Source organism: Pseudomonas sp. PS02302, from assembly GCF_029959585.1.
Taxonomy (GTDB): Bacteria; Pseudomonadota; Gammaproteobacteria; order Pseudomonadales; family Pseudomonadaceae; genus Chryseomonas; species Chryseomonas aestiva.
This window is the reverse complement of record NZ_JASCON010000007.1, coordinates 29,867-42,945: the sequence shown is the minus strand read 5'-3', so window position 1 is coordinate 42,945 and position 13,079 is coordinate 29,867. Positions and strand designations below refer to the sequence as shown.

Here is a 13,079-nt window from a genome sequence, read left to right as displayed (position 1 = left end):
TCAACACCAATAAAAAAAAAACCTGCTAGTAACAGACACTTAAGCCGGAAAACGGCTAGATCGCCCGGGACAGGGCCGCACGCTGGGCGCGGGCCGCCAGCAGGTAGGTGAACTTGCCGTCGCTGGCGGAGAGCTTGCGCAGGACCTTCTTGTCCAGGGCGCGATAGCCACCCATCTCCAGCGCTGTGCGCCCCGAACTGCCGATCAGCATGCCGGGGTTGGCCACCATCAGACGGGCGGCTTGCTCCACGGCCTTGGCGTAGCTCTTGCGATCGTCGAGATCGTAGCCCTGCAGGGGCAGCAGCATGCGCAGCCACTCGGCCCAATAGAACTCGAGGAATTCCGACGGCAGCACCCGACCGTCCGGGGTACGCGGTTTGTCGTAGCCGATCTGGCGGGTGAAATACACCAGCGCGCGGTAGGGATCGTCGGCCATGGCGGTGAGCCCCAGGGTTTCCGGGAGCTGCTCGGGGAGGATCGGGCGGCCCTGGGGGTCCTTGAGCCAGGCCTTGCGCTCGTCGAGCAGGCGAATCCAGAATTCCGCCATGCTGGCAGCGCCACTGAAGTCGTCGGTGACCCTGACCCATACCGAGGTTTCCGGACCACCGCCGGGGTGTTCCCAGAAGGCGGAAAAGGTGTGGTGGCCATCGGTGAGATAGAGCTGTCGTCCCGGCCCTATGACGACGGTCTTCATCTCATCCGGACAGGTACCGGGCGGCCGCACACCGAGGGCGTCACCGGCCGAGCGCAGACTGGTGCTCGGCTGGACGCCGCCACTCAGGTGCTGGCCGTTGGCTTCGCAGTAGTCGTCGAACAGCTTGCGCCGGTCGCAGGCATACTTGCCAAGCTTGTACAGCACCTGGTCGTGGCCGATCGCGGGCTGGGTGGGGCGCAGCTGACGCAGCTGGACCTGGAGCAGGCTTCCTGGCGGCACGGGGTCTCCCTATTTCAAGATGTCTTCCCAGGTCCGACAACGGTCATCCCGGGAAGACTCCTGCCGTCGATCAGACCTTGCGCAGCACCACACTGCCGATGGAATAGCCGGCGCCAAAGGAGCTGAGCACCCCCAGACTGCCACTGGCCAGATCCTCGTGGTGCAGATGCAGGGCAATGACCGAACCGGCCGAGCTGGTGTTGCCGTAGGTGTCGAGGATGACCGGCGCCTCGCCGGACTCGGGTTCGCGGCCCAGCAGGCGTTTGACGATGAGCTGATTCATCGCCAGGTTGGCCTGATGCAGCCAGAAGCGCGAGACCCGTGCGACGGGAATATCCAGTTCGGCGAGGTGATTGGCGATCAATTCGGCCACCAGCGGGCAGACCTCCTTGAACACCTTGCGCCCTTCCTGGACGAACAGCTTGTCCGGGTGGGTCATGCCCTCCTCCGCCGCGCGGTTGAGGAAGCCGAAGTTGTTGCGGATGTTGTTGGAGAACTGGGTGAACAGCCGGGTCCCGAGGATCTCGAAGCGGTGCGCCGAGGTCGCCTGGTCGGCGCGCTCCACCACCAAGGCGGTGGCGGCATCGCCAAAGATGAAATGGCTGTCGCGGTCGCGGAAATTCAAATGGCCGGTGCAGATCTCCGGATCTATCACCAGTACCGCCCGCGCCTGGCCCAGTTGCACGGCGTTGGCCGCGGCCTGCAGACCGAAGGTCGCCGAGGAGCAGGCGACGTTCATGTCGAAGCCGTAGCCCTGGATGCCCAATGCGGCCTGGACCTCGATGGCTACCGCCGGATAAGGGCGCTGCAGGTTGGAACAGGCGACGATGACGCCATCGATGTCGGCGGCCGTCCGCCCGGCGCGTTGCAGGGCCTCGCGCGCGGCGGCGATCCCCATCTCGCAGAGGATCGAGGGCTCGTCGTTGGAGCGCTCGGGGATCTGCGGCACCATGCGCGCCGGATCGAGGATGCCGGCCTTGTCGACTACATGACGGCTGCGGATGCCGGAGGCCTTCTCGATGAAGGCGGCGCTGGATTCCGGCTGGGGCGCCAGGCTGCCCTGGGCGATGGCTTCGGCATGCTCGGCATTCCACTGGCCAGCCCACTGGTTGAAGGACGCAACCAGCTCGTCGTTGGAAATGCTTTCGGGCGGCGTATAGAGCCCACTACCGCTGATGACCGCGTGCTGCACGGCTATTCCTCTTGTTGTCAGGATGACGCCGTGCCAGTTTGCCGCAAATCCGGGGTGGACGCCCGTGCAATCTCAGCGCCGATTGGCGGCCTCGGCGGCGCGCAGGACGTCGCTGCCCACTTCGCTTTCATACCGTTTGATCAGAGGCGCCACCGCCGCGCGCCAGGCATCGCGCTCGGCAGCCGTCGGCACCAGGATCTTGCTGGTATTGGCCGCCACCACCCGCTCGCGTGCTTTGGCGTTGATGGCTTCGGCATCGCGATTCACCCCTTGGGACACCTCTTCGAGGATGGCCTCCAGCTCGCTGCGGATCTCGAAGGGCAGCCCGTTCCAGAACGTGGTGTTGGTGATAAGCATATAGGTGAGGAAGCTGTGGTTGTCCTCGACGATATAGGGCTGCACGGTGTTGATCTTCTGCCCCAGCAGATTCGACCAGGAATTCTCTGCGCCCTGGACCTTGCCGGTGCGCAAGGCGTCGTAGACCTGGGCGAAGGGCAGCTTGACCGCCTGGGCGCCCAGTTGCTGGTAGTAGGCCGCCAGAACATCGGAGGACTCGACGCGGAAGGTCAGACCCTTGAGGTCGGCGGGGACGTGGATTTCCCGCGTGGCCGAGAGCTGCCGGCCACCGTTGTTCCAGTACGCCAGCCCGGTGATGCCGTGGGGGACCAGGCTGCCCAGCAGCTCGCGGCTCTTGTCGCGGCGCTGGAAGCGCTTGACCGCCTCGATGTTGTCGAACAGAAAGGGCAGATCGTAGACCCTGAGCGGCTTGGCCAGGGCGTTGAGCTTGGAAACCGAGGGCGCCAGCAGCTGGACCCGGTTGCTGCGCAGGGCCTCCAGCTCGTCGGCATCGCCCACCAGGCTGGAGTTGGGATAGACCTCGAGCCTGACCTTGCCGGCCAGCCGCTCCTGCACCAGCTTCTGTACCTGCAGGGCTCCACGGCCCTTGGGGGTATCGTCCGTCACCACATGGGCGAACTTGATGACGATGGGCTCGGCCACGGCAAGGGGCACGGCCAGGGCAAAGAGCGAGCCGGCCACGGTGGCGAAGAAGGTCTTGATCATGGGATTCCCTGCGTTGAACGATCCATCGGATCGCCCGTGCGACCCCGGTCGCGGTGCGTGCGCGACGCAATTACCTTAGCAGTCGCGGCGGGAAAGGCTGGTCAACGGCGGAAAACGGTACGACGAGTGTGCAAGAAAGGCGGATCAGGGGTAGGGTCAGCGCCGCCGAAGCGGCGCCAAGAAACCATCAGGGCGAAATGGGATCGCTTGCGGGGAAGGTTTCCTCGACGGATTCGTCGAGCTGTTCCTCGCTTACCTCGTCTTCATCGTCGGCGACGGGCGGATCGTTGGGCTGCTGCTGGGCATGGACGGCATTCATGGCAAGTCTCCGGACAGGGAAGGGTCTGCAGGGCTGAATGCTTCCAGCCCTGTAGGTTTAGTCATGACTGTGCAGACGGACGTTCAGCTCGTCGACGATCGGTGCCCAGTCGGCGTCGCCCATTATTTCGTCCTTGAGAAAGGCCTTCTGCGCCGGCGACCAGAACTCGGCTTCGGATACCTTGACCGCGTCCGGCAGCGGGGAATGGCTGGCGATGAAGTCGTCGATGGCAGCCGGATCGGAATCCAGGCCCAGTTGCTCGAAGAGGGTCGTCAGATCGTGAACGGGAAGTTCCATGGGGGTCTCCAGGCAGTTATCGGTCGTTACGCTCAGGTATCTAGAAAGACGCCAGCCTTGAGGGGTTCCCCTGCCTTAATAAATCCTTCAGCGACGAGCCTTAAGGTACGCCCACGTTCCGCCAACCAGGGCCTCTGCCATGTCGCTTCCCGTCTCTTCCATTCAATTTACCGCCGCGCCGCGCCGCATCCTCGTTACCGGTGCCACCGGCTTTCTCGGTGGTGCCGTCACCCTGCGTCTGCTGGAGCTGGGCCATGTCGAAGGGCTGAGATTCCTGGTCCGTGCCGCCACCCCGGCGGAAGGCCTGGAGCGCCTGCTGCAGAATCTGCGCGTCCATGACATCGACGAGCGCCTGGCAGCCCTGCTCAAGCCCGAACAGATTCTCTGTGGCGACCTGCTCGACACCCACTGGATCGAAGCCGCCAAGCCGCTCCTGCAGACCCTGGACGAGGTCATCAACTGCGCGGCGGTGGCCTCCTTCTCACGCAATCCGAAGATCTGGCCGGTCAACGTCGAGGGCACCTTCGCCCTCGCCGAGGCGTGCGCCCAGTCGCGGCGACTGAAGCGCTTCCTGCACGTCAGCACCGCCATGGCCTGCGGCCCGCAGCGCCAATCGCCGGTCGCCGAAACCTGGGACTTCCCCGAACCGGACCAGCAACTGGTGGACTACACCGCCTCCAAGGCCGCCATCGAACTCAAGCTGCGCAACGAGTTGCCGCTGCTGCCGCTGGTGGTGGCGCGCCCCTCCATCGTGGTGGGTCATCGTCGCTCGGGTTGCAAGGCATCGGGCAGCATCTTCTGGGTGTTCCGCATGGGCTTCGCCCTGGAACGCTTCACCTGCGGCCTCGATGAGCAGATCGATGTCATCCCGGTGGACTACTGCGCCGAAGCCCTGGTGGAACTGGCGCTCAAGCCCAGGCTGAACCACAGCCTCTACCATATCTCAGCGGGCAACGCCGGCGCCTGCACCTTCGGCGAAATCGACGAGGCCTATGCCGGCGCCATGGGCGATGCCCCGGTCGGCGAGCGCTACCGCCAGGTGGACAGCGCCGATCTCAAGGAGCTGGCCGCCGACTTTAACGAACGCATCGGCCCGGCCAATCCGCGCCTGGTGCTGCGGGCGCTGAAGCTGTACGGCGGCTTCGCCGATCTGAACTACCTGTTCGACAACCAGCGCCTGCTCGACGAAGGCATCGCCGCCCCGCCGCGCTTCACCGACTATCTGGATGTCTGCGTGCATTCCTCGCGGGACATCAGCATCCCGGCGCAGATGCAGTGGGATTTCAAATGAGGCGCGTGCCCGGTGCCGGCGACCGCCAGGCACCGGGCCCTGCTCAGACGGAATCCCGCTCCGGTGAAGTCAGTCGCGAATCCCGGACGATATCGCTGACCGAGGCGTAGCCCCCGCGCGCATCGCGCAACATGGTGCGCAGGTTGCCTTCGATGGTGTTGCAGATGGTCCCCATGGTGATCTGGTGGCGACTGCGCTGGAAAGGATTCTGCAGATCGGTACCGACCTTCTCCATCGCCAGGAAGATGAAGCCCACCACCGTGGAGGCCAGCGGGGTATACCACTGCAGGCTTTCCACCAGACCAATGGGCATCAGCACGCAGAACAGGAAGATGAACAGCCGCGGGAAGTTCACATAGGGATAGGGCAAGGGCGTGTTGGCGATACGCTCCATGCCACCCTGCCAGTTGGACATGTCGACGAAGGTGGCTTCGAGTCGCTCCAGGCGAATGCTGTCCAGGCGGCCGGCGCGGTATTCCAGGGCGATCAGGCTGGAAGAGCCGCTCAAGATGGCATTGGCGAAGTTGTTGGTCTCCTTGCGCATCGCCCACTCTTCCTTGCCCAGGTAGGTACGCACCTCCTTGGGCAGGGGATCGCCGCTGAGCTGGCAGGCGAGGCAGCGGACATAGGCCAGATGGCGTTCGATCAGCACCGTCTTGATCGCATTGAAATGCTCGTCGCCGTCGTCGATGAGCGTCAGCACCTGGCGGGTGAAGCTGCGCGAGCTGTTGACCATGCCGCCCCAGAGGGTGCGCGCCTCCCACCAGCGTTGGTAGGCGCTGGTATTGCGGAAGCTGGTCAGCACGATCAGCGCCGAGCCGATCAGCGTCAGGGGGATATTGGGCAGCTCCGCCCGTTTCTCCACCAGCAGCATGTAGTCGACGGTGACGGCGATGTCCCACAGCAGCAGCCAGAAAACCGACCAGCCGACATAGCTGAAGGTTTGCCGAAGGAATGTCAGGATGCGGTGGAAATAGCCCACGGTGATAGTCCTTAGCGCGTGAAAGAAGGGGTGCGGCCATAGGAACCTGGGGTCGGAAACAGGTTCAAGGCAAGCGTCTGGAGCGCGGATCGCCGCCCATTTCACGCAATTGACCGGTGGCATTCCGTTTCCGGATATGAAGGGGTAGCGGTTCGTGGACTGAGATCCCTCAAAGCCGCAGGGCCTGACCGGGCGCCAGATGGTCCAGGGATATCGACACCGGTACCGAACATCCGGCCCCCGCTGCGGTCCGACGGACACCATGCCCTTCCGGAGCACTGCCATGACCGCCACCCCGCGCGTTCGTCTGGATGTCTGGAGCGATTACGTCTGCCCCTTCTGCTATCTGGAACTACCCCAGCTGGCGCGTCTGCAGGAGGAATTCGGCGACCAGTTGGCCATCGAGTGGCATGCCTTCGAATTGCGTCCCGAGCCCACCCCTACCCTCGATCCTGCCGGCGATTACCTGCGCCGGACCTGGGATCGCGCCGTCTATCCCATGGCGGCGGAGTACGGCATGGTGCTGCGCCTACCGCCCGTGCAACCGCGCAGTCGCCTGGCGCTGGAGGCGGCGGAATTCGCCCGCGAGCACGATCGCTTCGACGCCTTCCATCTGGCGGTCTTCCAGGCGTTCTTCGAAGAGGGTCGTGATATCGGTGAACTGGATGTGCTGCTCGACCTGGCGCGGCGCACGGGTTTGGACAGCGAGGCGCTGAAGGCCAGTCTCGCCCGTGGTGATCACACCGACCTGGTGCTGCATGCCGAGGATCGCGCCGAAGCCCTGGGCATCACCGCCGTGCCGACGCTGCTGCTGCGCTCCGCCGGGGCGCCCGTCGAAGCGGCTCGGGCGCTGGATGGCGCGGTGCCCTTCGCCCAGTTGGCGGCGGCCGTCAGAGCCCAGCTGGAGACTGCCAGCGCCTAGCGCCGGGCGTCCGGCGTAAGCTCGGGGAACAGCACCTCGGTAAAGCCGAAGCGGCCGAAATCCTGGATCCGCGACGGATAGAGGCGGCCGATCAGATGATCATATTCATGCAGGACTACCCGTGCATGAAAGCCCTCGGCTTCCTGGTCGACGGTGCGGCCATCGCCATCCACGCCGCGATAGCGGATCCGCCGTGGCCGCGGCACCTCGCCACGCAGTCCGGGGATCGACAGGCAGCCTTCCCAGCCCAGTTCTTCGCGGGCGTCCAGCACCTCGATCCGCGGATTGATCAGCACCTGCAGCGGCACCGGCGCCGCCTCGGGATAGCGGGCATTGCGCTCGAAGCCAAAGACCATCAGCTGCAGATCTTCGCCGATCTGGGGCGCCGCGAGGCCCACGCCAGCGGCGGCGGCCATGGTGTCGAACATATCCTGGATCAGGCCGTGCAGCTCGGCCGAGCCGAAGCGCTCGACCGCCACCGGCGGTGCCACCTGCAGCAGGCGCGGATCGCCCATCTTCAAAATGTCGCGAATCATGCGAGGATTCCTCTCTTTGGCCGGTCCAGCCGCCGGCGTTTCGCCAGGAGCTTAAACCAGATGTCTTCCCTACTGCTCGCCAGCGCACTCGGCCTCGGCCTGAGTACAAACCTCGCCCAGGCCGAGGACGCCACCCTCGCCGCCCGCCTGGATCCGATCCTGGAACGCGCCGTCGCCCAGCAGCGTATCGTCGGCACGGTAGTCATGGTCGCCCGCCAAGGCCGGGTGGTGTACCAGCGCGCGGCCGGTTTCGCCGATCGCGAAGCCCAGCGGCCGATGCGCGAAGATCAGCTGTTTCGCTTCGCCTCCTTGACCAAGCCGCTGGTGGCCGTGGCGGCCTTGCGTCTGGCGGACCAGGGACGCCTGGATCTGCAGGCCCCGGTCAGTCGCTACCTGCCCTACTTTACCCCGCGGCTGGCCGACGGCACTCCGGCCGTACCCACCCTGGCGCAGCTCCTCAGTCATACCGCCGGCCTGCATTACGGCTTCGGCGAAGATTCGAACGGACCCTATCACCGCGCCGGGGTATCCGACGGCCTGGATGGGGCCCCCCTGACCCTGGAAGAGAATCTGCGGCGCCTGGCGGGGGTGCCGCTGGACTTCAAGCCGGGCACCCAGTGGCGCTACTCCCTCGGGCTGGACGTGATGGGCGGCGTGCTGGCGGCCGCGACCGGGCAGCCCCTACCCGCGGTCGTCCAGCAGCAGGTGGCCGCTCCGCTGGGCCTGCACGATCTGAGCTTCCAGGTCAGCGACGCCGAGCGCCTGGCCACCGCCTATCGCGATGGCTATCCGCGCCCCGAGCCCATGAGCGAACCCTATCTGCTGCCCATGCCCAAGGGCGGTATTCTCTATTCGCCGGCGCGCGCCCTTTCGGCGCAGGCCTTCGCCTCGGGCGGCGGTGGCATGCAGGGCAGCGCGGGCGACTATCTCGCCTTTCTGGAGGCGCTCCGCCAGGGCAAGCTGCTCACGCCCGCCAGCCAGCGCCTGATCATGGAAGACCAGATCCCGGGGCTGCAACGCGACGATGCGCCGGGCTGGGGTTTCAGCCTGGGCGCGGCGGTACTGCGCGATGCCCGGGTGGCCAAGACCCTGCAGGCGCCCGGCACCCTGCAGTGGGGCGGCGTCTACGGCAATGCCTGGTTCATCGATCCAGCGCGGGAGCTGAGCGTGGTGATCCTGACCAATACCGCGATCGCCGGCATGAGCGGGCCTTTCCCGGAGGCCATCCTCGCCGGCCTCTACCGCGACTGAGCGGACTCCAGGCGGGCCTGGAGCGCCTGGAGTTGCTCCTGCAGCGCGGCATGCTCGTGCTGCAGGGCCTGGTAGCTGTCGGTGACGGCATCGGTATCGATGAACACCTGCTCGATGAATTCCTTTTCCACCAGGGTCCGCGACAGCTTCGCCCGTTCTGCTTCGAGGCTTTCGCGCAGGGTCTCCAGCTCCTCCTGCAGGTGCCCATCCAGTTCCGGCGAGGCCGCAACGGCCGGGGTCGTCGGCTGCTGTCGCAGCTGCAGCAGGTCTTCGCCGAGTCGCTGGACCGTCGCCTTGAGCTGATCGCGCTCGCGGCGCATTTCCAGCAGGGTGCCCTGGACCCGGTCATGCTCGAGACTCAGGCGCTGCAGCTTCGCCTCGGCGCCGCGCATCTCGCGATTCTGCACGTGCAGATTGGTGACCAGCTTGTGCGCCCGGTCGAGCTTGGACTTGAGATCGTCCAGCTTGAATTCGAGATTTTCGCGGTGGGCCAGCAGGTCGTCGATATAGGGCTGGTTGGTCTTTTTCCAGTCCGGATAGTCGTCGCCCTCGACCCCGTCGAGACGGCCCACCAGGTCCAGGCTGTCGCTCATGGCCTGACCCAGGTGCTCGACATCCGCCTGCCGCGCCGCGTCGATCAGGCCGGCCGCGGTCTCGGCCTGGCTGGTGAGCAACTGTGGCTCACCGGGCTCGGGAGTCTCGCTTTCCTCGACAGCCGCTTCAGAGCGCGGAAAGAGCCGCTGCCAGAGCAGCGTCAGGACCAAGGCGATGAGCAGCACGTTGGACAGGGTGACCAGCAGGAAACCCCATTCGACGAAGCGCGAGTCGTTCATTCCCTAGCTCAACAGGAAGGCGATGAAACCGTCGCCGAGTCCGGGAAAGGACAGGCTGAAGTCGGCGCGCCCATTGTTCTGCCGCCAGAGGCTGTAGAGCTTTTCGAAGGGCTTCTGCACCAGGTGACTGGTGCTCAGCACCAGCGGCGCCCCGCCCTTGCCGGCGGAGATCATGCCGCTGAGGTCGGCGAGGAAGGCGGTGGCGTTCTCGTAGATCTCGCGGCTCAGGGTCGCACTGGCGATGGCCGCATGGATGGCGGCGGGCGAGAGCCCGGCCAGAGCGCCACCGAGAATGCAGGCCGCATTGAGGTCCAGCAGGCAGACGGCTTCCAGCGCCTTGCTCTGCGGGTGGCCATAGATGCCAATCACATAGGGCAAGGCCAGTCGATCAACCGGGATCGGCGCCATGGGCTCGATCTGGCAGACGATGGAGGACAGACCGAGCAACTGGCGAATACGCTGTGGATCGGGATTGAAGCGGGTCGGGATTGGCAGGCTCTCGCGACCGGAGGATTCGATGGCCTGCTCGGCACTGGCGCCGTCCTGCAGCACGGTGAGCACCGCCTGCTGCAGGGTTTCCTGGACGAAGGGCTTGGTCACGACGAAGGCCGCGCCGTTGCGATAGGCCGCCTCGATGTTGCGCGCCGAGGACTCGGTGGTGACAAAGCCCACATGGATATCGGCGCCCACTCGCTGGCGGATCGCCTGGAGCAATTCCAGACCGGTCATCCCGGGCATGTGCCAGTCGGTGAGCACCAGGTTGGGGGTCCAGCTCTCCAGCAGCGCCACGGCTTCCTCGCCAGTGGACGCCACGCGCAATTCGATATCCCTGTAGCCGGTATTCGCCAGAATCCGCTTGATGATGGTCTGGACCGCTCGACTGTCGTCTACCACGAGGAACTTCATGTTCCATCCCTGAATTATGAACGCCACGTTATCCCTCGGCGATGACTCGCCTCGGGCGCCAGTATGGATCACACATCAGATATCACATGGCCAGTATCAGCTGAACGGCGACCTTTTTGCGACAGCTTGTCATCGGCAACTGCAAGGTATTCGTCAAGCGCAGGATACGGCAAATCGAGCACCGTACAATATAACCTCAGCAGCTCTAACTCGGAGGTTTTGACGCGCTCGTCCGCCTTGACCAGGCACAGCAGGCCCTCCAGCACCAGGGTACGGGCCGCGATGCTCAGCAGGCCAAGTCGCGCCAGGGCGCCGTCCAGCGCCGGACGCCAGGGGTGCGGGGGCTCATAGGCACAATGCAGGCCGGGAAAGGTGCTGGCGACGGCCAGCAGAAAGGCCCGCCGAGCGGCCTGGACGTCCCGGTGATTCTGTTCGGCGGCCACCGCATAGAGGGTGAGCGCCGCGGCCCGGGCCTGGGCCAGGGTTCCCCGCCCCGACAGTCGCTGACGCCCGGGCGCCAGACTGCCGATCAGCTGGCGCTGGATGATGCGCGCCAGGCAGTAGCGCGAGAGATCCAGCTCAGGCGCAGCGGCGAAACCTGTCTTGAGGTCGACGAGCAGCTGGCGCAGGACCGGCCGCGGCAGCTGGCGGATGGCTGGAAAGGTCAGCTGGGCAACCGGCAGGCGCAGCGACGGATGCAGGCTGTCGGCCCAGTGCTGCCCTGCCCCGCCGCTCGCTGCCGACGGGCTGGCCGCCAGCGCCAGCAGCAGCTCCGCCGCCTGCCGGGGTTGCCGCACGAAAGCCCGCAGGGTCACGGGAATGTCCCGCCAGGGCGCGGGGTTAGCTACCGCCGCGGGCGGGGGCGCGGTGGACACCGGCGGCGGCGCAGCGAATGCCGGATTGCCCGCGACATGGGCAACCCCCATGGGCAGCAGGGCTTCGGCCCGGAGTCGCTCGAGCTGCCACTCGTCAAAGTCTGGTTCCAGCTGCTGGATGCGCTCCAGCACCGGGGGGTGGGTGGCGAACCAGGAGGCACCCGAATCGCCCAGCACCATGTGGGCGACGCTGCGCGCCCGGCGGTGATAGAGCCGCCCCTGCAGCGGATGGGCGGCGATCTTCTTCAGGGCATTGGCCAGCCCCTGGGGCTGGCGGGTGAACTGCACGGCGGAGGCATCCGCCAGGCGCTCGCGCGAGCGCGCCGCCGCGGCCTGGATCAGATTGGCGAAGAACAGTCCGCAGCCGCCGATCACCAGCAGCAGGGTGCCCAGCAACCCACTCAGCAGGGGGTTGCCACTGCCCCGGCCGGTGGTCGAGCTACGATCGGAGAACAATTCCCGACCCAGGTCGGCGATCAGGCTGATGCCATGCAGCCAGCCCAGCAGACGCAGATTCAGGCGCATGTCGCCATTGAGCAGATGACTGAATTCGTGGGCGACCACCCCCTGCAATTCATCGCGGGTCAGCTGGTGAAGGGCGCCGCGGGTCAGGCACAGGGTGGCATCGGCCGGTCCGTAGCCGCTGATGAAGGCATTGATGGCCGGTTCGTCCGGCAGCAGGTAGAGGCGCGGCACCGGGATGCCGGCGGCCAGGGCCATCTCCGCCACCACGTTGTGCAACTGGCGCGTCCTGGGGTCGGCCTGATCGTCCAGGGGCAGCGCGCCCAATCGCCTGACCACGGCCTCCCCGCCCAGGCGGGCGAGTTGCCGGACCTTTCAGCAGGAGGCCGCGGTGATGACGCCGGTGAACGTCAGGCCGGCCTTGACCAGCGTCGCCTCGCGCCCGCCCAGATAGTCGATCACCTCCCATGGCAGGAACACCAGGGCCAGGCCGGCGCTGGCCAGCGCCATGAGCAGCACCACCAGGGCCAGCAAGACGAGACAAAGCCGGGTGCGCCGGCGCGCCGCGGCCTGGTCCTCGAGGAAACGCACGCGCTCAGCTCAGGCTGATCCGCGGTGCCTGCCGCGCGTCTGCGTCCGGCAGGGCCAGCGGCTGCGCCAGGCGGAAGCCGAAGCGGCTGGCGAGCAGCGAGCCGGGAAAGGTCTCGCAGCGATTGTTGTAGTCCATCACCGCATCGTTATGGGCCTGGCGCGCATAGGCCAGGCGATTCTCCGTGGAGCTCAGCTCCTCCATCAGCTGCATGACGGTCTCGTTGGCCTTGAGCTCGGGATAGGCTTCGCTGACGGCGAACAACCGCCCGAGGGCGCTGCCGAGGCGCTGCTCGCCCTGCTCCAAGGCGGCCCGCGCGACCGGATCCTCCGGTCGGGTCTTGGCCTGGTGCAGACCGGATTGCGCCTGCTGCCGCGCCGCCATCACCGCCTGCAGCGTCTCGCGCTCGTGCTGCAGATAGCCCTTCACCGCCTCCACCAGATTGGGGATGAGATCGTATCGACGGCTGAGCTGGACATCGATCTGGGCGAAGGCGTTGCGATAGGCGTTGCGCGCCGTGATGAGGACGTTGTAGAGGCTGATCGCGAACAGGCCGAGGGCGACCAGGGCAGCCAGCAGGAGCAGCAGTTTCATCGATTCGTCCTTGAAGGTGCTGAGACGCCCCAGT

The 13,079-nt window shown here is 66.0% G+C and carries 15 protein-coding genes; 3 read left to right on the top strand and 12 right to left on the bottom strand.

What is annotated here, in order from left to right; all coding sequences use genetic code 11:
* Positions 1-55 precede the first annotated feature (55 nt).
* The 5 genes from QMX82_RS04150 to QMX82_RS04130 form a co-directional block, all read right to left on the bottom strand.
* On the bottom strand, positions 56-934 hold the full coding sequence (locus QMX82_RS04150) for a ParB/Srx family N-terminal domain-containing protein (protein WP_282281333.1): 879 nt from the start codon (positions 932-934) through the stop codon (positions 56-58).
* Between the two features lie 70 nt (positions 935-1,004).
* Positions 1,005-2,126 (bottom strand): beta-ketoacyl-ACP synthase III, encoded by a 1,122-nt coding sequence (locus tag QMX82_RS04145; protein WP_282281332.1) that lies wholly within the window; start codon positions 2,124-2,126, stop codon positions 1,005-1,007.
* A 72-nt stretch (positions 2,127-2,198) separates the two neighbouring features.
* Positions 2,199-3,188, bottom strand: a complete 990-nt coding sequence (locus tag QMX82_RS04140) for a DctP family TRAP transporter solute-binding subunit (protein WP_282281331.1) — start codon at positions 3,186-3,188, stop codon at positions 2,199-2,201.
* A gap of 187 nt (positions 3,189-3,375) precedes the next feature.
* The gene (locus tag QMX82_RS04135; protein WP_007162893.1) at positions 3,376-3,507 is read right to left on the bottom strand and encodes a hypothetical protein; all 132 of its coding nucleotides are present in this window, start codon (positions 3,505-3,507) and stop codon (positions 3,376-3,378) included.
* Between the two features lie 57 nt (positions 3,508-3,564).
* A complete protein-coding gene (locus tag QMX82_RS04130; protein WP_208694744.1) occupies positions 3,565-3,804 on the bottom strand; it encodes a DUF2789 domain-containing protein in 240 nt (79 codons plus the stop codon).
* Between the two features lie 139 nt (positions 3,805-3,943).
* On the opposite strand from QMX82_RS04130, the gene cprA reads away from it, so the two are divergent.
* On the top strand, positions 3,944-5,095 hold the full coding sequence (gene cprA / locus QMX82_RS04125) for an SDR family oxidoreductase (RefSeq protein ID WP_208694743.1): 1,152 nt from the start codon (positions 3,944-3,946) through the stop codon (positions 5,093-5,095).
* A 43-nt stretch (positions 5,096-5,138) separates the two neighbouring features.
* On the opposite strand, the gene QMX82_RS04120 is transcribed toward cprA, so the two are convergent.
* Positions 5,139-6,077 (bottom strand): bestrophin family protein, encoded by a 939-nt coding sequence (locus QMX82_RS04120; protein ID WP_222613582.1) that lies wholly within the window; start codon positions 6,075-6,077, stop codon positions 5,139-5,141.
* 283 nt (positions 6,078-6,360) lie between these two features.
* Here QMX82_RS04120 and QMX82_RS04115 point away from each other — a divergent pair, with 283 nt between their 5' ends.
* Positions 6,361-6,999, top strand: a complete 639-nt coding sequence (locus QMX82_RS04115) for a DsbA family oxidoreductase (protein WP_282281330.1) — start codon at positions 6,361-6,363, stop codon at positions 6,997-6,999.
* Here the strand turns inward: QMX82_RS04115 and def are convergent.
* A complete protein-coding gene (gene def, locus QMX82_RS04110; protein ID WP_282281329.1) occupies positions 6,996-7,535 on the bottom strand; it encodes a peptide deformylase in 540 nt (179 codons plus the stop codon). The genes QMX82_RS04115 and def overlap by 4 nt on opposite strands.
* Positions 7,536-7,595: 60 nt before the next feature.
* Here def and QMX82_RS04105 point away from each other — a divergent pair, with 60 nt between their 5' ends.
* On the top strand, positions 7,596-8,786 hold the full coding sequence (locus QMX82_RS04105) for a serine hydrolase domain-containing protein (protein ID WP_282281328.1): 1,191 nt from the start codon (positions 7,596-7,598) through the stop codon (positions 8,784-8,786).
* Here the strand turns inward: QMX82_RS04105 and QMX82_RS04100 are convergent.
* The 5 genes from QMX82_RS04100 to QMX82_RS04080 all read right to left on the bottom strand — a co-directional run bounded on the left by QMX82_RS04100 (position 8,774) and on the right by QMX82_RS04080 (position 13,045).
* On the bottom strand, positions 8,774-9,619 hold the full coding sequence (locus QMX82_RS04100) for a hypothetical protein (RefSeq protein ID WP_282281327.1): 846 nt from the start codon (positions 9,617-9,619) through the stop codon (positions 8,774-8,776). The genes QMX82_RS04105 and QMX82_RS04100 overlap by 13 nt on opposite strands.
* A gap of 3 nt (positions 9,620-9,622) precedes the next feature.
* Entirely contained in the window at positions 9,623-10,525 is a 903-nt protein-coding gene (locus QMX82_RS04095) for a response regulator (RefSeq protein ID WP_158889922.1), read from the bottom strand.
* Between the two features lie 68 nt (positions 10,526-10,593).
* Complete coding sequence (locus QMX82_RS04090; protein WP_282281326.1) at positions 10,594-12,201, bottom strand: M48 family metalloprotease; 1,608 nt, start codon at positions 12,199-12,201, stop codon at positions 10,594-10,596.
* 36 nt (positions 12,202-12,237) lie between these two features.
* The gene (locus QMX82_RS04085; protein ID WP_282281325.1) at positions 12,238-12,453 is read right to left on the bottom strand and encodes a hypothetical protein; all 216 of its coding nucleotides are present in this window, start codon (positions 12,451-12,453) and stop codon (positions 12,238-12,240) included.
* A gap of 4 nt (positions 12,454-12,457) precedes the next feature.
* Positions 12,458-13,045, bottom strand: a complete 588-nt coding sequence (locus QMX82_RS04080) for a LemA family protein (protein WP_282281324.1) — start codon at positions 13,043-13,045, stop codon at positions 12,458-12,460.
* Between the last annotated feature and the right edge of the window lie 34 nt (positions 13,046-13,079).